The sequence below is a fragment of the Demequina mangrovi genome, from assembly GCF_000759715.1.
GTDB lineage: Bacteria > Actinomycetota > Actinomycetes > Actinomycetales > Demequinaceae > Demequina > Demequina mangrovi.
The window spans coordinates 111,958-138,023 of sequence record NZ_BBLU01000006.1 but is presented as its reverse complement, the minus strand read 5'-3'; the positions used below and the strand labels follow the sequence as shown (position 1 = coordinate 138,023).

Here is a 26,066-nt window from a genome sequence, read left to right as displayed (position 1 = left end):
GCCACTCCGGGGCCCGAACAACGTCACTCCTGCTAGCTTCCGGCCGATACAGTCCCTGAGGCACCCGCACCATCGAGGAGGATCCGTGACGTTCACGCCTGGCTTCGGGCAGGACCCGGGGCCGAGCGCGCCGTCGCGGATCTCCGATGCTCCGGGCGCTGACTGGCCCACCGGTGCCGTTGGCGCCGCTGAATCGACCGATGCCCCCGGCATCCCCGAGTCCGGCTGGCGGCCCGACCCGAGCGATCCCGACCTCGAGCGCTTCTGGACCGGATACCGCTGGACGGCACGCGTACGGGACCGGGCGACCGGCATCGAGCGGGTCATCGCGCCGCCCGGCTGGGAGCCGCCTCGCACGGGTCGGCTCCAGCGGGGCCGAAGGCGCCGGAAGCCGGCGTCGATGCTGCTCACCGTGGTGCTGGTCGGGCTCATCGCGCTGCTCGGCACGAGCGTCGCGAGCCGCCTTGGGCTGCTCCCCGAGTCGGCGGACCTCACCGCACGTGCTGCCGATCTCGTGGTCGGCGCCACCAAGCCCGAGCCCGTCGCGACGCGCTACCCCGTGAACGGCTCGACCGAGCTGGTCGAGTACCTCGCGGCGGCGATGGTCGCGCAGGAGGAGTCCATCAACGTCTCGTACTGGCAGCGCACGGTCGGCGAGGAGGCGGTCGACGACGCGATGCGCGAGGCGCTCACGCAGAACCCCTACATCTATGCGCGCGGCTGGCTCTCACGCATCGGCATGGGCGGGGCGACGATCATGCCGGAGTACACCTACGACTACGGCGAGTCGGAGCGCCGCCGGGTCGCGACGGCCTCGGCGGTCGAGGTGGGCCTGTCCGCCTCGGGCGCTCGTGACGCGACGGACGATGCCGACAAGGTGGCCCTGATCCACGACTACCTCGTGGATGTCGGCTCCTACGACATGGCCGCCTTCGAGGCGATCAGCGCCGGGGACTCGACGTCCGCGCTGGTCTCGCGCTCGCAGGAGGCCTACGGGCTGCTGGTCGAGGGCACCGCGGTGTGCAACGGCTACGCGCAGGCCTTCCTCGCGATGGCGCACGCGGTCGGCCTCGAGGCGGTCGAGGTGACCGGCTCCGACACGGGCGGTGCCACCGGCGGTGACCACGCGTGGAACAAGGTGCTCATCGACGGGCGCTGGCTGCTTGTGGACGTCACCTGGGACGACGTCGAGGGCGGTCCGGGCACGCGCGACGACTATCTCCTGGTGTCCGATAGCGATCCGATCCTCTTGACCCGCACCACCGATGCGGAGTGGATCGTCGACGAGAACCTCTTCGCGTACGCGGGCTGACCCGCTCCCCTCATCCCGTCGTCAGAGGCCCGTCGACGAGCCGCGCGCGGGGTTGGAGCACCTCGAGCACGATGCCGGGCGCCGTGGTGACGATGCTCTCGTCGAAGCCCGTCCACGTGCCGCCCGCGACGCGCCACTCCCCCGTCCAGGTGGTCTCGAGCACGATGCTCGCCTCGTCGAGCGCGCGCCCGTAGGCGTGGCTGACGGTCTGGTCGGGGTACGGAGCGCCTGCGTCCTCGGTCACGGTGACCTCGCCGTCGCCCCAGGCCCAGGTGAAGGTGGTGGGGGTGGCGCGGATCTCGACGTCGGCGCCGAGCAGGGTCGCGGCGTGGCTCCGGGGGCTCCCGTCGGCGTAGGCGATGGTCGGGACGGTGGCGATCACCTGGCCGGTCGCCGGCTGGATCGATACCTCGGGTGAGTCGAGCTGGAGCGAGGTCCACTCGTGCTCGATCAGTGCGAGGAGCTCGGACTCGTCCGGGCAACTCCCCCAGTTCTCCAGCGTCCACTCGGTCCAGGTGCCGTCGTCAAGTTGGGTCCGGGACCACAGGGGAAGCAAGGGATCCATCCCCGCGGGGCATGCGAGGGCGTCAACCACGAGCGGAGCGCATGCGCCGTTCGTCTCCATAGGCGAGCCGCCCACGCATGGAACCGCGTAAATGTACTCGATGACGGGCCCGCTCGCAGACCGCTTGGACGGCGCCCCGGCCTGGCGGTCAATCACCGCTTCACCGTCGACCGTTGCAGTGTCGCTGTCGTCGTCAACAGAACCGCCAAATGACCCCTCTCCGTGCGGCGGCGGAGTTTGCGCCGCCAGCGCCAGTGCCAGGAGGAGCGCTCCGAGGCGCGTCACTCGGTATCCACCAGGCTCGTCACTACGCCAGCAACGCGCCAGCGTCCGTCAGTGAGGTACAACGCGAACTCGAACTTTGCCCGATGCGCCTCAGCTGAGACTTTCTCCGGCTCACCCGGCGGGGTCAGGTACGCCGTGTCACGAACCACTTCAGCGAGGTAGTAGGCGCGGTCCGTCCCATTCAAGTGCGCGCGAACCGTCGAGTCATCGACTTCGATGCTCCCCCCGCGCGCGGCCCACCCTTTGTCGCGAACCCACTCGGCGTTCTCGAGCTCACCTGCGCAGTACCCGCATCCCTCTTCCGACAAGGCCTCCCACACGCGCGTGTCACCGGTGTGGAACATGGGCGCGTACTGCTCCAGGAAGAACTCGGCCGTGATCATCGCGCCCCACAGGTCCGTATGGTCCGCACCGTCAGGCATCAACGCCCACAGCTCCTCGTTCGTCAGTGGAGCGACTTTCACCGACACCGACGGAGAGGGCGACGGTGATGCGCTCACCGCGACAGCGGTCCCGGCAACGGAGGGCATCTCCGAGACGATCGGCTCGGCCTCCGCCGTGCAAGCTGCGACGCCCGCGCACACCAGCATCGTCCACGCCGCAACAGCCGTGCGACGCGGCAGCGACCCCCCGGAAGCCTCCCGCATGAGCCGAAGATATCGGGCGAAACGCCCTGGCAGAAGAGGATTCGCCTACATTGGGGACAAACTCGACGCGCGCCACGACGGGAAGGCGCGTGCCACCTGCACCCCGCATCGTCCACCCGAACCTAGAGATCGCGCGGCATCCGGTCGTCCTCGTCGGGGACGCGCGTGTCCTCACCGCCGGCGGGCATGTGGTCGTTCTCCGGACGTCGAGCCAGCACGACGATCGACGCCACGAGCCCACCCCACACCAGGACGATCGACACGATCAGCAGCGCCATCGCCTGCCCGCTCATGACTCCCCCTTCGGGTCGTAGTCCTCGCTATGGCGCTCGCCGACCTCGTCAGGCAGCGCCAGCTGCGCGCGCGACGGCCAGGCGTGGAAGTGCACGATGTCGCGTCGCCACCGCAGCAACGGCATCAACAGCGCCACCGCGAGCAGGAAGGCCGCGGTGCCCCATCCGAAGACGTTGAGATACCAGGATGGATAGCCGCCATAGCCCTCGCTGGCGAGGCTGACGGTCTTCTCCGCGAACATGTAGATGAGCAGCACGGCGACCGCGTTGACGAGCCAGATCCAGTACTTGCCGGGACGCATCGTCGACACGGCGGCGAGGTGCCGTTCGAGCTCGTGCCCGCGGCGGCCGAACCACAGCGCAGCGGCGATCATCGTGATGGCGCCGGCCACGATGCCGAGCTGGTTGGACCACTGGTCGACGGTGTCGAGCAGGTAGAGCCCAGTGGTGGTGCCGAAGCCCAAGATCGACAGCACGGCGGACACGACGCCGACCGCGACGGCGCCCCCGCGCGGGTGCAGGTCGAACTTTTCCTGGAGCGCGGCGGAGATCACCTGCAGCACCGACACGAGCGACGTGAGTCCCGCGAGCACCAGCGAGGCGAAGAAGAGCGCGCCGAAGAGCTGCCCGCCGGGCATCTCGGCGATCACTGCAGGGAAGGTCACGAACGAGAGGAAGGGCCCCGCGAGGTTGTCGAGACCGGCGACGGTGGTGCCCTGCTCGTGCGCGAGGAACCCGAGCGCGGCGAACACGCCGATCCCGGCGAGAAGCTCGAAGGAGCTGTTGCCGAACGCGACCACCAGCCCGGGTCCGGTGATGTTCGACCTGCGTCGGCGGTACGAGGCGTACGTGATCATGATCCCGTAGGCGAGCGACAGTGAGAAGAAGATCTGCCCGTACGCAGCGATCCACACCTGCGGATCCTTGAGCGCGGCGAAGTCCGGGGTGAAGAGCGCCTCGATGCCGTCGGCGGCGCCGGCGAGGAACAGGGCGCGGACCACGATCACGAGGAAGGTCGCGACCAGCACCGGGATGCCGATGATGTTGAGCCGCTCGATGCCGCGGTGGATGCCGAGCGCGAGGATGACGATGACGATCGCCCACACGGCGACGAGCGGGATCAGCACCTGCGGGACGAAGCTCAGACTGACGGTGCCGGACTCCCCTAGCTCGAGGTAGTCGGCGGTGAAGAAGCCCGCCGGGTCGTCGGCGAAGGACAGGTTGAAGCTGAAGAAGAAGTAGCTGAGCGCCCACGCGATGATCGCGGTGTAGTAGAGCCCGATGACGAAGCAGATCGCGACATGCAGCCAGCCGACGCCCTCGGCGTTGCGGTGGACGCGCTTCATGGCGAGGGGCGCCGAGCCGCGGAACCGATGGCCGATGGCGTTCTCGAGGAACAGGATCGGCACACCGGCGGTGATGAGCGCGACGAGGTACGGGATCATGAACGCGCCGCCACCGTGCTCGTAGGCCTGGCCGGGGAAGCGCCAGATGTTGCCCAGCCCCACCGCCGAGCCGATCGCGGCGAGGATGAAGGCGGTCTGGCCGGACCAGTGCTCGCGCTTCTCGTGGGTGTGGGGTGCTGCTGCGGGCTGGTCTGCCATCGGGGCCTCCCTCCGCGCGGTGCGCGCGATTCCCACGGTATGCCGAGGCGGCGCATCGTGCCTGGTGAGGGTGGACGATGCGGGCGGGCACGATACTGCGGGCGGCGGGCGCGCCGCTGCGGCGCTCACCGGGTAGGTGGCGCTTTGGGGCGGGGTGGTCAGACGGGTACGGGTTCGCGGTGGTCGCGGGCCGGTTCCGGCTCGCGTTCTCTCGCTCCGATGTCGACGTGCAGGGCCGCTTTACCGCCTTGTCGGGGTGTGCGGGTGGGGTCGATCGTGCGGGGCGGGGTGAACCACACCTCGGTGGCGGTGGCTTTGACGGTCCAGCCGTCGTCGTGGATGCGGTGATGACACCTGGTGCACAGGAGCACCCCGTTGGCGAGGTTCGAAGGCCCGCCGCTGGACCATTCCAGGATGTGGTGCGCGTCGCACCAGGAGACGGGTGCATGGCAGAAGGCGCAGCCGCCGTCCCTCTCGGCCAGCGCGATCCGCTGCGCCGGGGTGAAGTAGCGGCGGGCGTAGCCGACGTCCAGGGCTTGCGACCCGGCGCCGAGGATGACGGGGAGGAGTTTCGCGTCGACGGCCATCCGCCGCAGTTGGCCCGCACTCATCGGGGTGGAGATCGCGTCGCACGACCCGAGCCCGAGTCCGGTGCGCAGTCCCGGCTCATCAACGCGTACGACCACCTGGGTCGACACACCGGCGCCCGGCTGGTCGCAGCGCATCCCGTGACGGGCGAGATCGACCAGCGCGTCGGCGCGGATCCGTCCGGCCTCCCCGGGCTCGGCCGGGCCCAGGCCTTCGTTGCGGCGCCGGGCGAACGCGTCCCTGACTTGCGCGTCGAGCCAGGTCTTGATGACCGCCCCCGAGGCGGGATCGAGGACGCCGCTGAGGGCGATCATGCCGTCCGCCCGCTCCGACACGGTGACGTACCTGTCGGCGCGTTGACGCTTCTCCCGCGCCTCCCACCTGTCGAGGTCCCAGCGGGCGGTCACATCCAGGCAGGCCTTGCGCAGATCCGCCAGCGGCAGCCGCTGCGCTTTCGCCACGAGGCGCGCCTCAAGTCGCTCGTCGGCGCCCTCGAGCCGCTCGAGGGTGTCCTTGAGCAATGCCGCCTGCGCCGCCGACAAGACCCCGGACCGCAGCGCGGCCGCGACCTGCGACCACCGCGGCGTAGCCCCCGCCGCCGCAGCCCCAGGCGGGGCATCGTCCCCGGAGAGCAGCTCCCCGGCGGCGATGAGGTCACGCGCCTCCTTCGCCGACCCGCCGCTCACCTGCGCGACCATCCCGACCGCGTTGCGATGCCCATGCCGGCGCGCCATCCCACCGCCCGCGCCGTCGGAGCGCTTGGCGACCACACCGGCCAGCAGCGCGCCGCGCACGTCCACGAGGCGTCGGATCCGCGCCCACGCGGCCTGACGGGCCGCGACATCGGCCTCGCTCAACCCCGCCAGCGCACCAGGCTCAGCAGGCACGAGCACATCCAACGCCCGCTCCACCGCCGCCGCAGCCTCTGTGATCTCCATGACCACCAGTCAACCACCCGGGTCTGACACTCAACCCCAGATATCACCCCTGGTACCTGTGGAATTTGCGACCAGTTTCGAGCCTGGGGACATCGCCGACCCAGCACGCGCTCAGTGGGTGAAGGGACACACAGGGACACCCTTGGAGGTCCCGGTGCCACCCAACTGGGCAGCGTTCCCAAGCCAGCGTTTGGCGGTTGCACACACTCTCGTCGAGCTGCGCCCTGAAAACAGGCTCGCCGACGGTCACGCACGCACGGCGCTAGTCACCGATCACTGCGGCGAAGAGCACGGCCGCGAGCCCGCCGATGAGACCGAAGACCGCGCCAATCATCGCCGTCCGTCGGTCGAAGCGGCGTTCGGACAGAACGTCACGCCGGTCACGCTCGACCACTGACACACGCGCCCGCCGAGCCAGCCACCGCCAACGCGACTTGGTCAGTCTTCGCCGGAAGCCGATAGGCCGCGAGTTCCCTTCGATCACACCGATCAGGCTCCGTCGTGGACTGTCGAACACGTCGCCCTCAGGCGCATCCACCCAAGTCTGGCCTCCCTCCCACGAGGTCAGCCGCACCACCATGAAAGGTTCCGAGTAGGTCTGAAGATGGAGCACCGAGACGCGGCTCGGAAGCCGATCGACGAGCTCGCTGAAATCGACCGTCGAATCGAAATCTTCCTCGTTGGCCGAGAACATGAAGTTGTTCGTGCCCGCGTAGCGTTCGAATCGCCTCAGCAACGCCAGGAGCGCCTCGCGATCTCTGAGTCGTACGGGCTTGCGACGGATGTAGGTATCAGTGCCCTCCTCGGGCTCCCACTCCGCCAGCAGCTCGTAGTCGACCCCTGTCACCGCAAGATTGCCCCAAACTTCTCTGCCGCCGCCACGATGATCGCGTTGCGCACCTCAAGCACCTCGTCGGCCGTGAGCGTGTGGTCTGCGTCGCGCATCTTCACGTTGATGGCCAACGACTTCTTCCCGCCACCAATCTGCTCTCCAGTGTAGACATCGAACACGCGCGCGTCCTCGACGAGGCCGTCACCGGCCTCCAGGACGGCGTCGACCAGCGCACCGGCAGCCACCGACGCAGGAACCACGAAGGCGAAGTCCTCCTTCGCCAGCACCTGGCCGGAGACGGGCGACGCCGTCACCAGCACGCCCTCCGACTCGTCGATCAGCGGGTCGAGCAGCAGCTCGAACGCCACCGTCCGCGCCGGGAGGCCCAGGTTCTCGCAGACCTTCGGGTGCAGCTCGCCGGCCAGGCCGACGATCTCGCCGGCGAGGCGGTAGACCGCCACACGGCCCGGGTGGAACGGCGCCGTCGACTGACGCTCCCCCACCTCGGACGAGATCTCGAGCACCACGCCGCACGCGCGCTCGACCTTCTCGACCATCGCCATCGCGTCCGTCCAGCGCCACGGCGTCGCGTGACCGTCCCAGCCGGAGACCACGCGGTTGCCGGCCATGACGCCGGCGACGCGGCGCACCTGGCCCGGGATGGCCTCGTTCAAGGCCTCAACGTCGTCCGGCGTGATCGACGTGCCCGAGTACGTCGCCGGGATCGCCCCGACCAGACGCCCGAGGTACGCGCGCCCCGTCTCGTAGAGGGCCACGTCCTGCGCGCCACGGCCCAGGTTCACGCGCACCGCATCCACCAGCGTCTCGATCACGGCAGTCCGCAGCAGCGGCTGCTCGGCCGAGATCGGGTTCGCCAGGCGGATCACGTCACGACGCACATCGTCGGCAGGCAGCAGGCAGTCATCGAGCCGCGCCTCGGAGATGAACGGGTAGGTGAGCACCTGCGTCAGACCGGCCTCGGCGAGCGAACGCGCGACCGACTTCCGGACCAGCTGCGAGTGCGTGTAGCCGCGCCCCGGAGGCGCCACGGGCAGCACCGACGGCATGCCCTCGTAGCCCTGCAGGCGCGCGACCTCCTCGACCAGGTTGATGGGCGCCTCCAGGTCGGCGCGCCACGTCGGCGGCGTCACGATGAGCACCTCGCCGTCGCGCTCGACCGAGCACCCCACCTGCGTCAGAGAGTCGATCACCTGCGCGGCCGTGTACGGCACGCCGACGATGCGCGCCGGGAAGTCGGCGTCCATCTCGATCGCCTCGACCGCCGGGACGTTGTTCACGTCCGTGTAGATCTCCTCGATCACACCGCCGCCGAACTCTACCAGCAGGTTCGCAGCCCGCTGCACCGCGACGGGCGGCAGCGCGGTGTCGACCGCACGCTCGAAGCGACGCGAGGCCTCCGAGCCCAGCTTGTGGCGGCGAGCAGTGCGCGCGACCGTGATCGGGTCGAAGTGCGCGGCCTCGAGAAGGACATCGGTCGTCCCAGAAGAGACCTCGGTCAGCGCGCCGCCCATGACGCCGGCGATGCCGATCGGACGGGCGCCGTGGCCACCGAGCGAATCCGTGATCAGCAGGTCCTCGCCGTGCAGCACGCGCTCGACGTCGTCGAGCGTCTCGATCTGCTCGGCCGGCACCGCGCGCCGCACCACGATGGGCGCGGTAAGCGTCGCGAGGTCGTACGCGTGCAGCGGCTGACCCAGCTCGAGCATGACGTAGTTGGTGACGTCCACCGCGAGCGAGATCGAGCGCATGCCCGCCGCCTCGAGGCGCTGCTTCATCCAGCCCGGCGATACCGCGGACGGGTCGAAGCCCCGGACGATGCGCGCCACGAACCGGTCGCAGCCGACATTGCCGCGCACGGGCGCGTGGTCCTCGATGAGCACAGGGAACGCGTCCCCCGCAGCCCCGGAAACGGGCAGCGAAGCAGGGTCCGTGAACGATGCGCCCGTGGCGTGCGAGTACTCGCGCGCCACGCCGCGGATCGAGAACGAGTAGCCGCGGTCCGGCGTCACGTTGATCTCGAGGGTCTTCTCGTCCAGACCGAGCAGCGCGATCGCGTCCTGCCCCGGCGTCAGGTCGTCAGCGGAGAACCCCATCGACGTGAGCACGATGATCCCCGAGTGGTCCTCGCCCAGCCCGAGCTCCTTCGCGGAGCAGATCATGCCGTCCGACCAGTGGCCGTACGTCTTGCGCCCCGAGATCGGGAACGGTCCGGGAAGCGTCGCGCCGGGCAGCACCACGACCACGTAGTCGCCCTCGACGAAGTTGTGCGCACCGCAGACGATGCCCTTCGACGACGGGTACTCGACCTTGTTGTCGGGCTTGTGGCCCGGACCCTCGGGGTCGTTGAAGGCGCCGACGTCCACGCGGCAGTAGTTGATGGTCTTGCCGTTGGACTGCTCCTCCTTGACCAACGACATGACGCGGCCGACGACCAGAGGACCCTCGACACCGGAGCCGTGGATCCCCTCCTCCTCGAGACCGACCTTCGCCAGGGACGTGGCGATGTCGACCGGCGAGGCGCCGGGCTCGAGAGCGACCGACTCCGCGAGCCATGAAAGCGGAATCTTGGGCATCAGATCTCCATCCCGAACTGCTGAGAGAAGCGCACATCGCCCTCGACCATGTCGCGCATGTCGGTGACGTTGTGGCGGAACATCAGGGTGCGCTCGATCCCCATGCCGAACGCGAAGGCCGTGTACTTCTCCGGGTCGATGCCGGCCGCACGCAGCACGTTGGGGTGCGTCATGCCGCAGCCGCCCCACTCGATCCAGCCGGTGCCGCGGCACGTGCGGCACGCCGCATCGTCCCCGCCGCACACGAAGCAGCGGAGGTCCATCTCCGCGCTGGGCTCGGTGAAGGGGAAGAACGCGGGGCGCAGGCGCGTGATGGCGTCCGGCCCGAAGAGCGCACGAGCGAAGTGGTCGAGCGTGCCCTTGAGGTGCGCCATGGTCAAACCGCGGTCGATGGCAAGGCCCTCGATCTGGTGGAAGACCGGCGTGTGGGTCGCGTCGAGCTCATCGGTGCGAAACGTCTTGCCCGGGCACACGACGTAGATGCCGCGCCCCTCCTCGAGCGAGTCGCGCCGCTCCAGCGCCGCGCGCACCTGCACCGGCGAGGTGTGGGTGCGCATCAGCAGCCCCGACGACGGCGGGTCGATGAAGAACGTGTCCTGCATCTCGCGCGCCGGGTGGTCCGGGTCGAAGTTGAGGGCGTCGAAGTTGAACCACTCCGCCTCCATCTCGGGCCCCTCGGCGACCTCCCAGCCCATCGACACGAACAGGTCGCACATGCGCTCCTGCATCGTCTCGATGGGGTGACGCGCCCCGACCAGAGCGCGCGAGGTGGGCAGCGTCACGTCGACGGCCTCCTCGACGAGCACGCGCGCGTCGCGCTCGGCCTCGAGCTCCTCGGTGCGGACGGCGAGCGCGCGACCCATCGCGGCGCGCGCCGCTCCCATGGCCTTGCCCGCGGCGGCCTTGTCGGACGGCTCGAGGCCGCCGATCTGCCGGTTCGCGAGCGTCAGCGGCGCCTTGTCCCCGGTGTGGGCGAGCCGCGCCTCCTTGAGCTCGTCCAGGGTGGACGCGGCGGCGAAGGCCGCCAGCGCATCGGAAACCGCGGCATCGACGCCTGCAGCGTCGAGCGGAGAAAGATCAGACATCAGTGGCCCTTCACAGCCTCGAAAACAACCGGGGGAAGTCTAGCGGGAGCGCGGGCACGTCCGGCGGCGAGACGCAGGACGATGCGGGCGCGGGCATGGCGTCAGGCCCGGGGGATCTCCCCGGGCCTAGAGAAACAGGCGCACGGCGGCGCGGCGCATGCTGCGGGCCAGGCTCGTGCTCATGCGCCCACCGTAGCAGGACGATGCGCGGCGCCGGCAGGACCGGCGGGCACGTCAGATGTGCATGCCCTCGTACGCCAGGCCCTTCTCGCCCCGCTTGCCCGCGACGAGCGCATCGTCCGCGGCACGCACGAGCGTCGGCAGGCGGAACTCCCCCGCCGACGTGTCGACCCAGCCGGCGCTCACGCCCACGTCGAAGCGCGAGCCGACCGCCCGCGCGAGCGTGAGGTGCGCGCTCGCGCGCAGCCGCTCGACCGCGTCCGCCGCGTCCTCGTCGGCGCCGAGCCACAGCACCGCCGCGAACTCGTCGCCGCCCAGCCGGCCGACCACGTCACGCGGACCCGCCGCCCGGGCGAGACCGTCGGCGACGGCGCGCAGCGCATCGTCCCCCTGCTCGTGCCCCGCACCGTCGTTGACCGACTTGAAGTTGTCGAGGTCGAAGACCGCGACCACCACGCCGGCGCCGCGGCGCAGCGCCGCCTGAAGCACGTCGTTGCCGCGCACCTCGAAGTGGTGGCGGTTGCTCAGGCCCGTGAGGGCGTCGGTCCGGGCGCGCGCGGACACCTCGCCGGCGGGCCGGCGCAGCGCCCACAGCAGCAGGCTCATGAGCAGGGTCACCACGACGATGACCACCGAGTAGAGCAGCATCGTGCGGTCGAGCGAGGCGATCGCGGGCAGCACGTCGTCGCCGTCGACCACGACGGTGAGCGTCCACGGCAGCGATCCGCTCACCGGACGCTGGTACGTGACCACGTCGCCCACCGCGACGACGCCCTCCGACGCCTGCTCGGTCACGGCATCGTCCGGGAACGCGAGCCCTGCCTCACCGGCCAGCACGGTCCCGTCCTCCCCCACCACCGACGCCTCGCCGTAGGACACCGCCGAGGAGCTGCTAAGCAGCCGGGAGAAGACCTCGGCGTCGAGGCGCACGGACACCACCGCGACGCCCGCACCGCTCGCCCCCCACGCGGCCATCGACGCGTGGACCACGGTGCGCCCCACCGCGGAGAGGTGCTCCGGTCCGGTCCATACGACCTCGGTCGACGAGCGCGCCTCATCGAGCCAGGCGCGTTCCGGGCGTGCCCGGGCAGGCGCGTCCCCGCGCGTCTCGACCGGCTCGAGCGTCTCGTCGAGCACGGTCACCTCGACCGTCCCGTCCGCGGCGACCGTGCGGAACACGAAGCCCGGCTTGCGGCGGTCCATCTCCACCTCGGACCCGTCCTCCGCCACGATGGAGATCGCGGCGATGTTGGGCTGACCGTCCATGAGCCCGCCGAGCTCGTCGAGCATGCGCGCCGGGTCGTCGAGGGCGCTCGGGTCGAGCCCGACCACGCCCGCCACGCCGCGCACCGTCGCCTCGGCGGGCCGGGTCGCCGCCTCGAGCTGCACCGCGGTCGCATCGCCGACCAAGGTCGTGCCCTCGATCGCGGCATGCGCGGAGTCCTCGGTCACGCTCGCGCGCACCACAAGCGTGGTGGCCCCGATGACGACGAGCGCGGCGATGACGACGCCGAACGCCCACGGCAGCGGGTCGGAGGGGCTGCGCACAGCGAGGCGACGGGACACGTGCGGCGCGCGGATCAGCTGAAGGGCAGACCGATGAGCGCGTTGAGCAGCAGCGCCATGACGAAGGCGTTGAGCACCGGGAGGCCGATGCGCATGCCGGCGGGCATCTGCGGGTTCTTCACCACGAGCACGTTGGTGAGGAACATCAGCACCGCGGCGATCGCGCCGATGAAGCCGAAGAGGATGAGGATCACGGGCGCGAACATCGCGATCTTGGCTGCCGTCTCGACGTGCGCGCCCATCTTGAGGATCGGCTCGCCGTTGAAGCGCAGCGTCTGGAAGCCCGGGAGCACCCCGTTCGAGGTGAGGCGGCCGGTCGACCGGTCGCGCATGGGGACGGCCCACGCGCCGCGCTTGCGCTTCACCACGTCGCCGTCGATGCGCACCTTGTAGAGCAGCCCGAGGACGCCCTCGACCTCGACCTTTCCTCGTGCTCCGGGGATGTCGAGCCGGCGGGTGTTGTCCATCGAGCCTCCTCAGTTCCCGGGGAGACTACCAGCCGTCGGTGCGTCGTCGGACGTCTGCGGCGCCGCGTCGTCGGCCGCCTCGGGGCCCTCCTCCGCAGGGGCACCAGCCTGCGCCGTGGCCTGCCCGTCCTCCCGGACGGTGGTGCGATGCCCGTACGCGTAGCTGCGTCCCTTGCGCGCGCGCTTGCCTGTCACCAGCGCCTCGTCCGCGGCCGACTGCAGGTGCCTGAGCTCGTAACCCAGCTCCGACGTCGCGGAGAAGCCGGCCGTCACGCCCACCCCGGCGGCGCCGCCGCAGGACTCGAGGATCGCCTCGGCGACGTCGTCGCGCAGGCGACGCGCGACCTCGACCGGGGAGCCGCGCTCGCCCAGGCGCATCACCACCACGAACTCGTCGCCGCCCACGCGGGCCGCGAGGTCGCGCGATCGCACGGACTCGAGCAGCGCGTCGCCGACGGCCGCGAGGATCACGTCGCCCGCATCGTGGCCGTACTCGTCGTTGACGGGCTTGAAGTTGTCGAGGTCGAGCGCGACCACCAGCACGTTCTGACCGGACTGCTCCGCGGACCGCAGGATCGCGCGGGCGCGCCGGTGGTACTCGTAGCGGTTCGCGAGGCCGGTGAGGGCATCGGTGGCGGCGCGCTGACGGAGCATGCGGATCGGCAGCCACAGCCGCAGCGCGACGATGCCTGCGATCACCACGAGCAGGAAGGAGATCGCGGTCACCATCACGGTCGCGCGGCTCATGGTGGACACCGACGGCATGAGGTCGTCAGCCTGCGCGTCGAGGTGGAGCACCCAGTCCAGGCCGGTGCTCTCGTCCATCTGACGCTCGAGCGAGACGACGTCGCCCTCGGAACGGATCGCGTCGGGAGGCGGCTCGGACGCCGTGGGCGGCCGCGACCCCTCCGGCGGCTGGGGGCCGAGCGTCGGCAGGCCCAGGTCGCCGGCCTCGGGGATGCCGGACTCGGACTCGACGAGGCGGCGGAACTCGTCCCGGTCCCCCGCCGGCGCCGCGACCACCTGTCCGTCGCCGGTGAGGATGAAGGCGCGGGCGTCGTCGCCGATCGGGATGTCCTCGAGCAGGTCCGCGAGCAGCTCGACGTCGAGGTCGGCGCCCACCACGGCGATCACCTCGCCGTCCTCGCGCACCGCCGTCACAGGCGACACGACCACCTCGCCGTTGCGCGCGGAGACGTACGGCTCCGACCACGCGAGGCCGTCGGACTCGAGCGCCACGACGTACCACGGGCGCGACTCGAGGTCGTAGGTGCCCACGGCCTGGTCGCGGCCCGTCTCGACCAGATCGGAGTCGTAGTCGACCTGCAGCACCTCCGCGCCGCCCGCGATCGGGGTGACCTCGAGCTTCGAGTAGCCGTCGTCGGTACGTGCGACCGCCGTGAGGAAGCCGCCGGCATCGGCCACGAACACCGTGCCGACCGACGGCTCGCGGTCGAGCCGGTCGGTGAGCGCGCGCAGCAGCGCGTCGCCGGTGAGATCGCCGTCGCGGCGCGCGATCTCCGCGCCGGTGCCGAGCACCACGTCGGACGCCGCCCCGGCGAACGAGGCGACGCGCTCCGACATGAGATCGCCGACGTACGCGTACGAGTCCTCGGCCGCGGCCTGGATGGTCCGCTTCGCCACCATCGCGGAGAGCACCGTGGTCGCCAGCAGCGCGACGAGCACCACGGCCACGATGATGGTGCCCGCGAGCAGCCCGCGCTGGCGCGCTCGACTCCTCCGGGGCAGCAGGTTCCGCATCCTTCCATTGTCGGTCGGACGCCGCCCTCGGACCCCTGTTCCGCGCGTGGTCTTCGTCACAGCCCACGCACGCGAGCGTCAGGTCCGCGCCGGGCCCGCACCGCGGACGCGCGCGCTCAGCCGCGCTGAGCGGTGGCGGACGCGTAGAGGCAGACCGCGGCGGCGGTGCCGAGGTTGAGGCTCTCGGCGTGGCCGTGGATGGGGATGCGCACCACGGCGTCCATGAGCGCGAGCTCCTCGTCGCGCAGGCCCCAGGCCTCGTTGCCGAACACCCACGCGGTGGGCCCGGCCAGCGACTCGGCGCCTCCGGCGCCCGCACCCGCCGACGCGTCGCCGAGCAGGTCCTCGCCGGAGCCGTCCGCCGCCAGGACGGTGAGCCCGGCCTCGCGCAGCGCCGCGACCGCATCGGCGAGCGGCGCGCGGGCGATCGGAAGGTGGAAGAGGCTGCCCGCGGTCGAGCGGATGACCTTGGGGTTGGACGGGTCGACCGACTCGCCCGCGAGGATCACCGCATCGGCGCCCGCGGCGTCGGCGACGCGGATCACGGTGCCGGCGTTGCCGGGGTCGCGCACGTTCGACAGCACGGCGACCAGCCGCGGCGCGGCGGCCATCACGTCGTCGAGCGAGGTGCCGGTGGAGTCGACCACCGCGACCACGCCCTGCGCGTCGGAGCTCATCGCGTCGAGCACCTGCGCGGTGCCGAGGTGAACGTAGAGACCGGCGGCGAGCGCCTCGGCCGCGATCTCGGGGTGGCGTGCGTGCGCGTCCTCGGAGAGGTAGACGTCCCGCACGCGCTCGGCGGCGAAGCGCACGGCCTCGCGCACCCCCTGCGGTCCCTCGACGAGCAGGACGCCCGCGCGGGAACGCGCAGAACGCCCCGCCAGGGCCGCGACTCTCTTCACCCGCTCCGCTCTCGCATTCGAGAGCGTCACGGAGAGGTCAGCAGGCCCGGCGGGGCGTTCTGTCATGAAGACGGCGTCCTTACGCGGCGGGCGCGTTGACGTCGGCCGGAAGGGCCTTCTTCGCCGTCTCGACGAGGGTCGCGAACGCGGCCTCGTCGTTCACCGCGAGCTCGGCGAGCATGCGGCGGTCCACCTCGATGCCAGCGGCCTTGAGGCCCTGGATGAAGCGGTTGTAGGTCATGCCGTTCGCGCGGGACGCAGCGTTGATGCGCTGGATCCAGAGCTTGCGGAAGTCGCCCTTGCGCTTGCGACGGTCGCCGTACGAGTAGACGAGGGAGTGGGTGACCTGCTCCTTCGCCTTGCGGTACAGGCGCGAACGCTGGCCGCGGTAACCCGCAGCGCGCTCGAGGGTGGACCGGCGCTTCTTCTGGGCGTTGACCGCCCGCTTGACGCGTGCCATATCTAGTCTCCTTGGGCTTTCAGTACGGGCTTACTTGCCCAGCAGCTTCTTGATCTTCTTCGAGTCGGCGTCCGACAGGATCGCATCGCCGGCCACACGGCGCTTACGCGACGAGTGCTTCTCCTCGAACTTGTGCACGTTCATCGCGTGAGCGTGCTTCACCTTGCCGGTGCCGGTGAGCTTGAAACGCTTCTTGGCACCCGAGTGGGTCTTGTTCTTGGGCATTGCTGCCTCTCCTTCTAGGTCTGGCTGGGCCCGGTGGAACCCAGCACGTTTCACGGGCGTCGAGCGCCCGAAGACTGTATGCGTCTCGCGACGTCTACTCGGAGGCCGGCTCCTCGACCGCGTCCGCGGCCCTGGGTGCCTTGCGCTCCTCGCGCGCAGCCGCCTCGGCGGCCTTGCGCTCCTCGCGCACCTTGCGCTGCTCCTCCTTGGCCTCCGCCTTCTTCTTCAGCGGACCCAGGACGAGCGACATGTTGCGCCCCTCGTGGCTCGGCGCGTTCTCCACGACGCCGTACTCCTGCAGCTCCTCCGCCAGCTTCATCAGCAGACGGCGGCCCATCTCCGGACGCGACTGCTCGCGACCGCGGAACATGATGGTGACCTTGACCTTGTCGCCGCCCTTGAGGAAGCGGATGACGTGGCCCTTCTTGGTCTCGTAGTCGTGACCGTCGATCTTGAGACGGAACCGCATCTCCTTGATCTCGGTGTTGGCCTGGTTGCGCCGGGCCTCACGCGCCTTGACCGCAGCCTCGTACTTGAACTTGCCGTAGTCCATGAGCTTGACGACGGGAGGACGCGAGTTGGGCGCCACCTCGACCAGGTCGAGCTCGGCGTCCTGCGCCAGACGGAGGGCATCCTCGATGCGGACGATGCCGACCTGCTCGCCCTTCGGACCGACCAGGCGGACCTCGGGGACACGGATGCGCTCGTTGATGCGCGGCTCGTTGATAGCGGCTCCTTCTCGTTGCTTTCGTCTACGGACCTCCGGTCGGGATCCCCCTCGGAAACGAGAAAAGGCCCCTGCCCGAATGCGAGCAGAGGCCACCGCAGCGCCGGACGGCTGACGCATCGCGCCTACCGCCGGAACCGAGACCCAGGTCCTCATGGTCCGTGGGTGGGAGGTGGACTCCACTTGCGTGTTGCAGCGTCTGCCGCAACCGGTCGATGGACAAGAATAGCAACCATGAGCCAGAAAGACCAGGAAGCAGGTCCCGGTGCGTCGGCAGGCGCCTCGGCGGAGGGTGCCGCGCGCGATCTCGCCGACGTGAGCGCCGTGGAACTTATCACGACGGTGAGCGTTCATCTTCTCAGCGCAGCGGCGCTGCGATGCGGGCTCGCGGAGGAGGGCGAGGAGCACCAGGACCTCGACGAGGCGCGGACCATCATCACCGCGCTCGCCGGACTGGTCACGGCGGCCGCGCCCGACCTCGGCGACCAGCACGCGCGTGCGCTGAGGGACGGTCTGCGCAGCGTACAGTTGGCATTCCGGGAGGCCTCGGTCGTCCCGGACCGGCCCGGCGACGGGCCCGGCGAGAAGTACACGGGGGCGGTCACGTAGTGACACTTGGGGAGCACAGCCGGCAGGAGGCCGACGCACGGGGCACGGACGTGCCCGCGCGCGCCTCGGACACCGTCGCGACCCACTGCTCCCCCTTCCCCCCGGTCACCGAGCCCGCCGCGCACGACCGCGTCGACACCGACGAGATCCCGGTGGTCGGCGAGGCGCAGGTGATCGACGCCGCGCACCGCTACGGCGAGGACGATGCGGCGGACCCCCTCATCGAGCCGGAGGCGGAGCCCGACGTCGAGGCCGCGCGCGCCGCCGAGCCCCGGATCGTCGTGCATCGTTCCCGTCCCGTCGGCCTCATCGTCGCGGTCGCGCTGATGTCCGTCACCCTCCTCGCCGCGATCACCCTGAGCGCCTACCTGTGGCGCGTGACCGAGGCCTGGGAGGCGCAGGTCGCAGAGATCACCGACCAGGCCTACGCGCTGGGTGCGCAGGTCGCCGCGGCGCGCGAGTCCCTCACCGAGACCGAGGAGCAGCTCGACCTGGTCGAGCAGCAGCTCTCGGCGTCCAAGGACACCGTCCTGCGCCTGCAGTCGGAGAACGCGCAGTGGGGCGACGATGCGGCCTTCGCCCAGGAGGAGATCGCGGCGCTCGAGAACGTCATCACGGACGCGACCTCCGTCGCGGGCTCGCTCAGCCGCTGCATCGAGGGGCACGAGCAGCTCGAGGAGTACCTCCGCACCCCCGACGACTACGACCCCGACGAGCTCGAGAGCTTCGCGACCAGCGTCGAGGCCCTGTGCGACGCGGCTGCCGACTCCAACGTCGCGTTCCAGCAGTCGGTGGCCCCATGAGGCGTCGCGCCCTCACGAGCGCTGCGCTCGCCTCGTCCGTCGCGCTCCTGCTCAGCGCCTGCGTCACGCTGCCGGCGAAGCCCGCGGCCCTGCCGACGGACTTCGTGCCCGAGCCCACCGTCTCGCCCGGCGACGGCACCGGCGCGCTCTCCCCCGACGGGTTCTCCGCGGCGCAGCGGATGACCGTGCGCGTACGCAACGTCGGCTGCGGCTTCATCGCGACGGGGACGGGTTTCGCGCTCGACTCGCACACGCTCGTCACCAACCGGCACGTGGTGGCCGACGCCAAGCGCATCACCATCACCACGTACGACGGGCGCTCGATCGCCGCGACCGCGGCGTCCACCACCACGGTCGCCGACATCGCGATCATCACCACCGAGGAGTCCCTCGGCTCGGCGTACGCGTTCCGCGCCCAGGAGGACCCGGTCGAGGGCGACGTCATCACGGTGGTCGGCTACCCCAACGGGGGCCGCCTCACCTCCACCGCCGGCGTGGTGCTCGGCCCCACCACCGATCCGCTGGGCGGCGCGGTCGGCACCGTCCTCGCCACGAGCGCGAGCGTCGAGCAGGGGTCGTCCGGATCGCCGGTGCTCGATGAGGACGGCCGCGTGGTCGGCGTCATCTACGCGAAGAACTACTCGAACCAGAGCTTCATCGTCCCCGTCTCGACGCTCAACACGCTGCTGAGCGAGGAGTCGCTCTTCGTCCCCGAGTCCAGCTGCACCACCTCGTCGCAGTATCAGGGGCTTCCGTGACCGAGGATGCGCACGTCGACGGGCCCGCGGCGGTCCCGTCCGCTCCGGACGATGCGGTGGAGACCGCCGCGTCCGACGCCGTCGACGCCGTGGCGCCCGCCGCATCGTCCCCTCGCCCGCGTCGCCGCGCGCTCCCCGTCGCCTTCGCGCTGTCCCTGCTCGCCGTGGTCGGGCTCGCGGTGCCGCTGGTGATGCTCGCGCTCGCGCGCGACTCGTGGGAGGGCCAGAACGCGGACCTCCGCGCCGCGGTCGAGGACCTCACGGACGAGGTCTCCGCGCAGAACATGCGGCTCGCCGAGCTCGAGACCGTCGAGCAGCAGCTCGCGACGCTCAAGAGCGAGTACTCCGCGGCCGTCAACCAGGGCGCGAAGGGGGTCGAGGGCGTCGAGGAGCTCGAGGACATCATCGAGGCCTTCGAGCGCTGCATCGACGCGCAGGCCGACCACTTCGACGTGCTGAGGAACGCCGAGCGCTACGTCGCGTCGAGCGTCGAGGCCTCCGAGCGCTCGATCCGCGACTACTGCGACGAGGTCGCGGACGCGTACGCGGCGTTCCAGTCCGCGCATGGCTGACGCCCGGGTCGGGACGGCGCTCGTCGCGTGCGCGGCGCTGCTCGCCGGCTGCGCGACGCTGAGCCCGCCGCCCTTCGCGACGCCGGCGCCGGTCGAGGCCACCGCCGCGACGGACGCCGGCGACGGCTTCACGCACGCCGAGCGCATCGCGCTGCGCGTCTGGGCGCGCACGTGCGACGCGTACCGCAACGGCTCGGCCTGGATGCTCGACGAGACGCACGCCGTCACCAACAGGCACGTGGTCGCGGATGCGACCGTCATCGAGCTCACCGACTACCAGGGCAACGGCTACACCGGTGCGGCCGCCGAGTACGCGGAGGACGACGACCTCGCGCTCATCACCATCGAGGGCTCCTTCCCCGAGCACGGCACCGTCGCGGACGAGGAGCCCGCTCCCGGCGACGAGCTCACGGCGACGGGCTTCGCGCTCGGCGGGCCGCTCGAGTCCGTCAGCGGGCCCTTCGTCGAGAGCCGCGAGAACGCGCTCGACCCCGACGGCGCCCCGATCTACTTCGTGCGGCTCCTCGCGCAGGAGGGCAACTCGGGTTCGCCGGTGACCGATGCCGACGGCGACGTGGTGGGCGTGCTCTTCTCCTCGGACCTCGAGGAGTTCGCGGGCGCGGTGAGCCTCCCGCGGCTGCAGGCCTTCCTCACGGACGAGGAGTCGCGGATCCCCGTCGACGCGAGCTGCTGAGCGGTCTGTCGGCTCAGGCGGTCGAGAGCCGCAGCTCGAGGCTGTCGATCCGCTGCGCGACCACGCTCGAGCGCGCGAGCTGGGCCTGGACCCGCTCGACCACCTGGTCCACCTCGGGGCGGGTGAGCCCCTCGACCAGGCGCAGCACCACCGCGACCTCGGCGCCGCGTCCCGGCACGGCGTCGACGGATCTGAGCGAGGAGTCCAGCTCGACCGCCTCGACGATCGCCTCGCGGACGTCCGGCACGATCGCCCCCTCGACCACGGCCGGCCGCCACGGCTCGCCCTGACCCAGCGCCCACACCGCGGGCCGCGGGATCAGCACGGTCTCCATGCCGGCGTTGAGCACGAGCGCGCTCCAGCCCTCGGCCACCGCCGCGAGCGCCGCGCGGGGCCCCTCGGCGGGGATGGGCCGCGCGCGGTCGTTCCACGCCTTCACCGCGTCGACGTCGGTGAACACCGGCAGCGCGCTGCGCCCGTCCGGCATCTCCACGGCGACGACCCCGGTCGACGCGACCTCGTCCTGCTCGAGCCCGTGCTTGCCGATGACGCGCTTCTCCCCCGACGCCACCACGGGGATGAGCACCCGCGCGTACGCGAGCGCGTCGACCACGTCCGAGAGCGGAGCCTTGCCGTGCGAGTAGCGGATGAGCGCCTGCGCGAGCTGGGCGTCGGCGCTGCCGTCGTCATCGGAGAAGATCGACTCGGGGATCTCCTTGCGGGGCTCGTCGTCGGTCATGGGTCCAGCCTAGGGCCACCCGCCTACGCCTCAGGGAGCGACGAGGCCGTTCAGGGCCGCCAGCATCCCGTCGGGCGGGCTCAGCACCCCGGTGACGAGGTCGGGGTCCGTGGTCTCCCCTGGCGCGACGCTCCAGGGGTCGTCGGTGAGGCGCACGTCGTGGCAGCCGAACGCGTCGATCGCGACGCCGATGCGCGCGCTTCCCGACGCGAGCACCAGCAGGTGGCGCGGGCCCAGGTCCGCGGTGCAGGCGCGCATCGGGTCGGGGATCTCGAGGCCGTCGAGCAGGTCGCTCACCGCGGCGAGGTCGTCGGCCGCGATGGTCGCGGGCTCTCCCTGCAGCCGCCACCCGTAGGCGACACCGCCGTCCGGATCGGGCGTCGCGGTGTCGAGCGCCGAGTAGGTGCACCACCACGCGGCCTCGGGCTCCGGGAGCGACGGGGTGCCGGTCGCCTCCTCGAAGGGCCCGAGACCGTGCTCGACGGGGTCGGGCTCGACGAGCGTCTCGGGGCACGTCGCGGCGATCGCGGACGGCGACGCGCTCGGCTCGGGAGCCGCCGTCGAGCAGCCGGCGAGCACCGCCGCCGCGAGGACCGCCGTCGCCAGGTACCGCATCGTCACCCCTTCCCTCAGCACTGAGACGCCCGGGCGGCCCGAAAGGTTGGGGGACGATGCGCGGCCGTCAGGGACGGCCCGCGACGTCGAGCGCCTGGGGCAGCGTGAAGTTGCCGTTGTACAGCGCCTTGCCCACGATCGCGCCCTCGATCCCCACGCCCGTGAGCGTGCGCAGCGCGGCGATGTCCTCGAGCGAGCTGATGCCGCCGCTCGCGACCACCGGCGCATCCGTGGCCTTGCACACCTGCTGGAGCAGCTCGAGGTTGGGGCCGGACAGCATGCCGTCCTTCTTCACGTCGGTGACCACGTAGCGGGCGCAGCCGGCCGCGTCGAGGCGCGCGAGCACCTCCCACAGGTCGCCGCCCTCGCGGGTCCAGCCGCGGCCGGCGAGCGTGGTGCCGCGCACGTCGAGCCCGACCGCGATCCGGTCGCCGTGGCGGTCGATCGCGCGGGCGGTCCACTCGGGGTCCTCGAGCGCGGCGGTGCCGAGGTTGACGCGCGCGCAGCCGGTCGCGAGCGCGCGCTCGAGCGACTCGTCGTCGCGGATGCCGCCGCTCATCTCGACCTTGACGTCGACCGCCTTGACCACGCTCGCGAGGAGCTCGGCGTTCGAGCCGCGCCCGAAGGCCGCGTCGAGGTCGACCAGATGGATCCACTCGGCGCCGCCGGCGACCCAGTCCTGCGCCGCGGAGAGCGGGTCGCCGTAGCTGGTCTCCGAGCCGGCCTCGCCCTGCGTGAGGCGGACGGCCTGGCCGTCCGCGACGTCGACGGCGGGCAGGAGCTCGAGGCGGGGGGTCGCGGTCATGGTCTCGCTTTCGTGGGACAACCTTGTGATGGACGCCGATGCGGCGGGGTCCAGGCTACCCGGCGATGCGCCCGTCAGGGCGCGGTGACGGTGAGAGCGGCGCGCTCCGTCACGGGCTCGAAGAACCCGCCCTCGTAGAGCACGTACTCGCCCGGCGCCATGTCGGTCCAGGTCTCGAGGGTCGCGGTGCCGTGCCCGTCCTCGTCGAGCAGCACCCCGACATCGGAGGAGATGAGGTCGGAGCCGCGCTCGAACAGCGTGAGCACCACGGGCTCATCCTCCTCATAGGAGGGCTCGACCGCGCGGTCGGCGCAGTTGGCTCGCACCGTCTCCACGGTGACCTCGACACTCTCACCTGCCACCACCTCGGCGGGCGCGAGCGTCACCTCGAGGTCGTGGCAGATGGTGACCTCGAGCCCGCAGCCGGTGAGGGGAATCGCGCCGAGCGCCGCCGCGGTCATCGCGGCTACCAGGGGTCTCATGGCGTGATCCTCGCACCGCGGGCCGCGCCGCGCGATCCCCTCTTCTGGGGGCACAGGGAGGCTAGAGCGTCGCGACCCAGTTGCGCAGGAGCTGGAGCCCCGCCTCGCCGGACTTCTCGGGGTGGAACTGCGTCGCGGTGAGCGGGCCGTTCTCGACCGCTGCCACGAAGCGGTCGGCATCGGCATCGCCGCCAGCGGTCGACCACGTCACCAGCGGCGCGGCGAAACGCCCGGTGTCCTCCGTGGTGCCGAGCGGGAAGGTGCGCGCGCCGTACGAGTGCACGAAGTAGAAGCGCTCGTCCTCGATCCCGCGGAACAGCGCGGTGTGCTCGGGCGTCTCGACCGTCGCCCAGCCCATGTTGGGCACCACGGACGTCTGAAGGCGCTCGACGGTCCCGGGCCACTGGTCGAGCCCCTCGGACTCGACGCCGTGCTCGACGCCCCGCTCGAACATCACCTGCATGCCGACGCAGATGCCCAGGACGGGACGGCCCCCGGACAGGCGCCGCCCGACGATCTGATCGCCGCGCGCCTCCTTGAGGCCCGTCATGACCGCCTCGAACGCGCCCACGCCGGGCACTACGAGGCCCTCGGCGTTCTCGGCGACGGTGCGGTCGCTCGTGAGGACCACGCGGGCGCCCACGTGCTCGAGCGCGCGGGTCGCGGAGCGGACGTTGCCGAAGCCGTAGTCGAAGACGCAGACGAGAGGTGAGGTCACCTGGTCAGTCTAGTGAGCCGCAGGGGCGGCTCAGCCCTTCTGCTCGCGGCGCAGCGCCTTGGTCTCCTTGAGCAGCTCGCGGTACGCGGAGAAGCGGTTCATGCGGGTGTCGTGGACCTTGTCCTCGTGGGTCTCGGCCACCTGGTCGATGGTCTGCGCGCCGGTGAGCAGCGTGGTCACCACGCCGGGCGACTCCGCGAGCGCGAGGCCGGGCGCGGGACGGCTCGCGATGGTGCCGGCCCTCCACTCCTGGACCTGCACCTCGCCGTCGCGCGCGAGCGCGAGGAGGAACGGCGCCCCCTTGAGGAAGCCCGACAGCGTCCGGGCCGCCTGCTCGGCGGCCTCGACCGCCGCATCGTCCAGCACCACGATGGGCCCGCCGCTGGTCTCGAGCACCGTGCCGGCGACCTTGTGGAGGCCGCACAGCGCCGCGACGAACCTGGCCCGCGGGATCGGGGTGAGGACGATGGCGACCGCGGCCCCGGCCCCCGGCTGGTCCTGGCCAGCCGTCACAGGGCGCCCTTGGTCGAGGGGATGCCCTGGACGCGCTCGTCCTTGGCGACCGCGAAGCGGAGCGCGCGGGCGAGCGCCTTGAACTGCGCCTCCACGATGTGGTGGGGGTCGCGGCCCGCAAGCACGCGCATGTGCACGCAGATGCCCGCGTGGTGCGCGATCGACTCGAGCGCGTGCCCGGTGAGCGAGCCCGCGAAGTTGCCGCCGATGAGGTGCGTGGCCTGACCCACGGGCTCGCCGGTGTGCACGAAGTAGGGGCGGCCGGACACGTCGACCACGCACTGCGCGAGCGACTCGTCGAGCGGCACGAGGGCGTCGCCGAAGCGCGAGATGCCCGCCTTGTCGCCGAGCGCCTGCTTGAGCGCCTCGCCGATGCAGATCGCGACGTCCTCGACGGTGTGGTGCGAGTCGATGTGGACGTCGCCCGTCGCCTGGACGCGCAGGTCCATGAGCGAGTGCTTGCCGAGCGCGGTCAGCATGTGGTCGTAGAACGGGACCCCGGTGCTGATCTCGGTGCGGCCCGCGCCGTCGAGATCCAGCTCGACCAGAACGCTCGACTCGCTCGTGGTGCGCTCGACGCGACCGGTACGGCTCATGCGGTGACCTCCAACAGGGCGCTGCGGAAGAGCGCCATCTCCTGCGGCGTGCCGATCGACACGCGCAGCCAACCCTCGGGACCCGTGACGCGGATCAGCACCCCGCGCGCGAGCATCCCCTGGAAAACCTTCTCACGATCCTCGAAGGGACCGAACAGCGCGAAGTTCGCGTCCGAGTCGGCGACCGTGTAGCCCTGCTCGCGCAGCCACGCGACGGTGTCGTCGCGCTCGGCCCGGATCTCGTCGACCTGAGCCTGGAGCTCGCGGTGGTGCGCGAGGGCCGCGCGGGCCGTCGCCTGCGTCACGGCGCTGAGGTGGTACGGCAGCCGCACCACGCGGAGCGCGTCGATGACGGGCTCGTGCGCGACGAGGTAGCCGAGGCGTCCGCCCGCGAGCGCGAAGGCCTTCGACATCGTCCGGCTCACGGCCAGGTTCGGGTGCTCGGGGATGAGCGTGGCCGCGCTCGGCACTCCGCGTCGGCGGAACTCGGCGTAGGCCTCGTCGATCACCACGAGGCAGCCGCCGGGGACCCGGTCCGCCGCCTCGACGAGCGCGCTCACGTGCTCGGGAGGCAGCGCGGTGCCGGTGGGGTTGTTGGGGCTCGCGACGATCACCATGACCGGCTGCGTCTCCTCGATCGCGGCCGCAGCCGCCTCGATGTCGATCGAGAAGTCCTCGCGCCGGGGCAGCGTGACGAAGTCGGTGAGGGTGTCGCGCGCGTACTCGGGGTACATCGAGTACGTCGGCGCGAAGCTCAGCACCTTGCGGCCCGGTCCGCCGAAGGCCTGGTGCAGGTGCAGCATCACCTCGTTGGAGCCGTTCGCGGCCCAGATGTTCCGCGGCTCGAGGAAGTCGACGTGGCTCTCCGCCGCGAGGTACGTCGCGAGGTCCTGGCGCAGGCCCAGGAAGTCGCGATCCGGGTAGCGGTTGAGACCCTCGGCGGCCTTGCGCACCGCGGACGCGATCGCGTCCACCACGGAGTTGGGAGGCGCGTACGGGTTCTCGTTGACGTTGAGGCGCGCGGCGACCTCGAGCTGGGGCGCGCCGTACGGCTCGAGCCCGGCCAGGTCGGGGCGGATCGGCAAGGTCATGAGGGCAGTCTAGTGAGCCGCCCGGCTCGACCCGCGACGG

At 71.2% G+C, this 26,066-nt stretch carries 29 protein-coding genes; 6 read left to right on the top strand and 23 right to left on the bottom strand.

Features of this window, described 5'->3' with window-relative positions:
- Positions 1–85 precede the first annotated feature (85 nt).
- Positions 86–1,312 (top strand): DUF2510 domain-containing protein, encoded by a 1,227-nt coding sequence (locus TR42_RS07310; protein WP_042214451.1) that lies wholly within the window; start codon positions 86–88, stop codon positions 1,310–1,312.
- Between the two features lie 10 nt (positions 1,313–1,322).
- Here the strand turns inward: TR42_RS07310 and TR42_RS14255 are convergent, their stop codons facing one another.
- From TR42_RS14255 to infC, 15 genes are all read right to left on the bottom strand, one after another.
- Entirely contained in the window at positions 1,323–1,868 is a 546-nt protein-coding gene (locus tag TR42_RS14255) for a hypothetical protein (protein ID WP_236623388.1), read from the bottom strand.
- A 290-nt stretch (positions 1,869–2,158) separates the two neighbouring features.
- On the bottom strand, positions 2,159–2,809 hold the full coding sequence (locus tag TR42_RS07300) for a DUF6318 family protein (RefSeq protein WP_042214448.1): 651 nt from the start codon (positions 2,807–2,809) through the stop codon (positions 2,159–2,161).
- A gap of 122 nt (positions 2,810–2,931) precedes the next feature.
- On the bottom strand, positions 2,932–3,102 hold the full coding sequence (locus TR42_RS14800) for a methionine/alanine import family NSS transporter small subunit (RefSeq protein ID WP_074789369.1): 171 nt from the start codon (positions 3,100–3,102) through the stop codon (positions 2,932–2,934).
- Positions 3,099–4,706 carry a sodium-dependent transporter gene (locus TR42_RS07295; RefSeq protein ID WP_074789371.1) on the bottom strand — a complete coding sequence of 536 codons (1,608 nt, stop codon included), beginning with the start codon at positions 4,704–4,706 and terminating at the stop codon, positions 3,099–3,101. Before TR42_RS07295 ends, TR42_RS14800 begins: the two co-directional genes overlap by 4 nt.
- A gap of 158 nt (positions 4,707–4,864) precedes the next feature.
- Positions 4,865–6,232, bottom strand: coding sequence for an HNH endonuclease signature motif containing protein (locus TR42_RS14250; RefSeq protein WP_052405763.1), 1,368 nt, complete (start codon positions 6,230–6,232; stop codon positions 4,865–4,867).
- A gap of 262 nt (positions 6,233–6,494) precedes the next feature.
- Positions 6,495–7,079: a hypothetical protein gene (locus TR42_RS07285; RefSeq protein WP_042214445.1), complete on the bottom strand. Its 585-nt coding sequence runs from the start codon at positions 7,077–7,079 to the stop codon at positions 6,495–6,497.
- The gene (pheT, locus tag TR42_RS07280) at positions 7,076–9,658 is read right to left on the bottom strand and encodes a phenylalanine--tRNA ligase subunit beta (RefSeq protein WP_042214443.1); all 2,583 of its coding nucleotides are present in this window, start codon (positions 9,656–9,658) and stop codon (positions 7,076–7,078) included. The genes TR42_RS07285 and pheT overlap by 4 nt, the downstream gene beginning before the upstream one ends.
- On the bottom strand, positions 9,658–10,743 hold the full coding sequence (gene pheS / locus TR42_RS07275; protein ID WP_042214441.1) for a phenylalanine--tRNA ligase subunit alpha: 1,086 nt from the start codon (positions 10,741–10,743) through the stop codon (positions 9,658–9,660). Before pheS ends, pheT begins: the two co-directional genes overlap by 1 nt.
- Before the next feature lie 234 nt (positions 10,744–10,977).
- Positions 10,978–12,471 carry a GGDEF domain-containing protein gene (locus TR42_RS15405; protein ID WP_052405762.1) on the bottom strand — a complete coding sequence of 498 codons (1,494 nt, stop codon included), beginning with the start codon at positions 12,469–12,471 and terminating at the stop codon, positions 10,978–10,980.
- A 32-nt stretch (positions 12,472–12,503) separates the two neighbouring features.
- Positions 12,504–12,956, bottom strand: coding sequence for a hypothetical protein (locus TR42_RS07265; RefSeq protein WP_042214438.1), 453 nt, complete (start codon positions 12,954–12,956; stop codon positions 12,504–12,506).
- A 9-nt stretch (positions 12,957–12,965) separates the two neighbouring features.
- Complete coding sequence (locus TR42_RS14240) at positions 12,966–14,717, bottom strand: sensor domain-containing diguanylate cyclase (RefSeq protein ID WP_052405761.1); 1,752 nt, start codon at positions 14,715–14,717, stop codon at positions 12,966–12,968.
- Between the two features lie 116 nt (positions 14,718–14,833).
- On the bottom strand, positions 14,834–15,685 hold the full coding sequence (locus TR42_RS07255; RefSeq protein ID WP_042214437.1) for a TrmH family RNA methyltransferase: 852 nt from the start codon (positions 15,683–15,685) through the stop codon (positions 14,834–14,836).
- Positions 15,686–15,698: 13 nt separating this feature from the next.
- Positions 15,699–16,079, bottom strand: coding sequence for a 50S ribosomal protein L20 (gene rplT / locus TR42_RS07250; protein ID WP_042214435.1), 381 nt, complete (start codon positions 16,077–16,079; stop codon positions 15,699–15,701).
- Between the two features lie 30 nt (positions 16,080–16,109).
- On the bottom strand, positions 16,110–16,304 hold the full coding sequence (gene rpmI / locus TR42_RS07245) for a 50S ribosomal protein L35 (RefSeq protein ID WP_042214433.1): 195 nt from the start codon (positions 16,302–16,304) through the stop codon (positions 16,110–16,112).
- 94 nt (positions 16,305–16,398) lie between these two features.
- Positions 16,399–17,187 carry a translation initiation factor IF-3 gene (infC, locus tag TR42_RS07240; RefSeq protein ID WP_236623387.1) on the bottom strand — a complete coding sequence of 263 codons (789 nt, stop codon included), beginning with the start codon at positions 17,185–17,187 and terminating at the stop codon, positions 16,399–16,401.
- A gap of 78 nt (positions 17,188–17,265) precedes the next feature.
- On the opposite strand from infC, the gene TR42_RS07235 reads away from it, so the two are divergent.
- Genes TR42_RS07235 through TR42_RS07215 form a run of 5 tightly spaced genes read left to right on the top strand, consistent with a single transcriptional unit; the run spans position 17,266 to position 20,467 of the window.
- A complete protein-coding gene (locus tag TR42_RS07235) occupies positions 17,266–17,640 on the top strand; it encodes a DUF1844 domain-containing protein (RefSeq protein WP_042214431.1) in 375 nt (124 codons plus the stop codon).
- Positions 17,640–18,443 (top strand): hypothetical protein, encoded by an 804-nt coding sequence (locus TR42_RS07230; protein ID WP_143058966.1) that lies wholly within the window; start codon positions 17,640–17,642, stop codon positions 18,441–18,443. The genes TR42_RS07235 and TR42_RS07230 overlap by 1 nt, the downstream gene beginning before the upstream one ends.
- Positions 18,440–19,201 (top strand): S1 family peptidase, encoded by a 762-nt coding sequence (locus tag TR42_RS07225; protein WP_042214427.1) that lies wholly within the window; start codon positions 18,440–18,442, stop codon positions 19,199–19,201. Before TR42_RS07230 ends, TR42_RS07225 begins: the two co-directional genes overlap by 4 nt.
- Positions 19,198–19,773 (top strand): hypothetical protein, encoded by a 576-nt coding sequence (locus TR42_RS07220; protein WP_042214425.1) that lies wholly within the window; start codon positions 19,198–19,200, stop codon positions 19,771–19,773. The genes TR42_RS07225 and TR42_RS07220 overlap by 4 nt, the downstream gene beginning before the upstream one ends.
- On the top strand, positions 19,766–20,467 hold the full coding sequence (locus TR42_RS07215) for a S1 family peptidase (RefSeq protein WP_042214423.1): 702 nt from the start codon (positions 19,766–19,768) through the stop codon (positions 20,465–20,467). Before TR42_RS07220 ends, TR42_RS07215 begins: the two co-directional genes overlap by 8 nt.
- A 13-nt stretch (positions 20,468–20,480) precedes the next feature.
- Here TR42_RS07215 and TR42_RS07210 read toward each other — a convergent pair whose 3' ends face one another.
- The 8 genes from TR42_RS07210 to TR42_RS07175 all read right to left on the bottom strand — a co-directional run bounded on the left by TR42_RS07210 (position 20,481) and on the right by TR42_RS07175 (position 26,026).
- Entirely contained in the window at positions 20,481–21,206 is a 726-nt protein-coding gene (locus tag TR42_RS07210) for an SseB family protein (RefSeq protein WP_042214422.1), read from the bottom strand.
- Positions 21,207–21,236: 30 nt separating this feature from the next.
- Positions 21,237–21,821, bottom strand: a complete 585-nt coding sequence (locus TR42_RS07205) for a hypothetical protein (protein WP_143058967.1) — start codon at positions 21,819–21,821, stop codon at positions 21,237–21,239.
- A gap of 67 nt (positions 21,822–21,888) precedes the next feature.
- Positions 21,889–22,626 (bottom strand): bifunctional 1-(5-phosphoribosyl)-5-((5-phosphoribosylamino)methylideneamino)imidazole-4-carboxamide isomerase/phosphoribosylanthranilate isomerase PriA, encoded by a 738-nt coding sequence (gene priA, locus TR42_RS07200; RefSeq protein ID WP_042214418.1) that lies wholly within the window; start codon positions 22,624–22,626, stop codon positions 21,889–21,891.
- Positions 22,627–22,700: 74 nt separating this feature from the next.
- A complete protein-coding gene (locus tag TR42_RS07195) occupies positions 22,701–23,108 on the bottom strand; it encodes a hypothetical protein (RefSeq protein ID WP_143058968.1) in 408 nt (135 codons plus the stop codon).
- Between the two features lie 61 nt (positions 23,109–23,169).
- The gene (gene hisH, locus TR42_RS07190) at positions 23,170–23,826 is read right to left on the bottom strand and encodes an imidazole glycerol phosphate synthase subunit HisH (protein WP_042214414.1); all 657 of its coding nucleotides are present in this window, start codon (positions 23,824–23,826) and stop codon (positions 23,170–23,172) included.
- Positions 23,827–23,856: 30 nt separating this feature from the next.
- The gene (locus TR42_RS07185; protein WP_042214412.1) at positions 23,857–24,339 is read right to left on the bottom strand and encodes a hypothetical protein; all 483 of its coding nucleotides are present in this window, start codon (positions 24,337–24,339) and stop codon (positions 23,857–23,859) included.
- The gene (gene hisB, locus TR42_RS07180) at positions 24,336–24,935 is read right to left on the bottom strand and encodes an imidazoleglycerol-phosphate dehydratase HisB (protein WP_042214409.1); all 600 of its coding nucleotides are present in this window, start codon (positions 24,933–24,935) and stop codon (positions 24,336–24,338) included. Before hisB ends, TR42_RS07185 begins: the two co-directional genes overlap by 4 nt.
- Positions 24,932–26,026: a histidinol-phosphate transaminase gene (locus TR42_RS07175; protein WP_042214408.1), complete on the bottom strand. Its 1,095-nt coding sequence runs from the start codon at positions 26,024–26,026 to the stop codon at positions 24,932–24,934. The genes hisB and TR42_RS07175 overlap by 4 nt, the downstream gene beginning before the upstream one ends.
- Positions 26,027–26,066: the final 40 nt, after the last annotated feature.

Coding starts and splice junctions, on each gene's coding strand:
- TR42_RS07295 (WP_074789371.1), bottom strand. CDS start 4,706: ATGGCAGACCAGCCCGCAGCAGCACCCCACACCCACGAGAAGCGCGAG.
- infC (WP_236623387.1), bottom strand. CDS start 17,187: ATGAGGACCTGGGTCTCGGTTCCGGCGGTAGGCGCGATGCGTCAGCCG.
- TR42_RS07235 (WP_042214431.1), top strand. CDS start 17,266: ATGAGCCAGAAAGACCAGGAAGCAGGTCCCGGTGCGTCGGCAGGCGCC.
- TR42_RS07255 (WP_042214437.1), bottom strand. CDS start 15,685: ATGACAGAACGCCCCGCCGGGCCTGCTGACCTCTCCGTGACGCTCTCG.
- hisB (WP_042214409.1), bottom strand. CDS start 24,935: ATGAGCCGTACCGGTCGCGTCGAGCGCACCACGAGCGAGTCGAGCGTT.
- TR42_RS07205 (WP_143058967.1), bottom strand. CDS start 21,821: ATGCGGTACCTGGCGACGGCGGTCCTCGCGGCGGCGGTGCTCGCCGGC.
- TR42_RS07265 (WP_042214438.1), bottom strand. CDS start 12,956: ATGGACAACACCCGCCGGCTCGACATCCCCGGAGCACGAGGAAAGGTC.
- rpmI (WP_042214433.1), bottom strand. CDS start 16,304: ATGCCCAAGAACAAGACCCACTCGGGTGCCAAGAAGCGTTTCAAGCTC.
- pheT (WP_042214443.1), bottom strand. CDS start 9,658: ATGCCCAAGATTCCGCTTTCATGGCTCGCGGAGTCGGTCGCTCTCGAG.
- TR42_RS07210 (WP_042214422.1), bottom strand. CDS start 21,206: ATGACCGACGACGAGCCCCGCAAGGAGATCCCCGAGTCGATCTTCTCC.
- TR42_RS07175 (WP_042214408.1), bottom strand. CDS start 26,026: ATGACCTTGCCGATCCGCCCCGACCTGGCCGGGCTCGAGCCGTACGGC.
- TR42_RS07215 (WP_042214423.1), top strand. CDS start 19,766: ATGGCTGACGCCCGGGTCGGGACGGCGCTCGTCGCGTGCGCGGCGCTG.
- TR42_RS07195 (WP_143058968.1), bottom strand. CDS start 23,108: ATGAGACCCCTGGTAGCCGCGATGACCGCGGCGGCGCTCGGCGCGATT.
- TR42_RS14800 (WP_074789369.1), bottom strand. CDS start 3,102: ATGAGCGGGCAGGCGATGGCGCTGCTGATCGTGTCGATCGTCCTGGTG.
- TR42_RS14240 (WP_052405761.1), bottom strand. CDS start 14,717: ATGCGGAACCTGCTGCCCCGGAGGAGTCGAGCGCGCCAGCGCGGGCTG.
- TR42_RS07225 (WP_042214427.1), top strand. CDS start 18,440: ATGAGGCGTCGCGCCCTCACGAGCGCTGCGCTCGCCTCGTCCGTCGCG.
- TR42_RS07300 (WP_042214448.1), bottom strand. CDS start 2,809: ATGCGGGAGGCTTCCGGGGGGTCGCTGCCGCGTCGCACGGCTGTTGCG.
- pheS (WP_042214441.1), bottom strand. CDS start 10,743: ATGTCTGATCTTTCTCCGCTCGACGCTGCAGGCGTCGATGCCGCGGTT.
- rplT (WP_042214435.1), bottom strand. CDS start 16,079: ATGGCACGCGTCAAGCGGGCGGTCAACGCCCAGAAGAAGCGCCGGTCC.
- TR42_RS14250 (WP_052405763.1), bottom strand. CDS start 6,232: ATGGAGATCACAGAGGCTGCGGCGGCGGTGGAGCGGGCGTTGGATGTG.
- priA (WP_042214418.1), bottom strand. CDS start 22,626: ATGACCGCGACCCCCCGCCTCGAGCTCCTGCCCGCCGTCGACGTCGCG.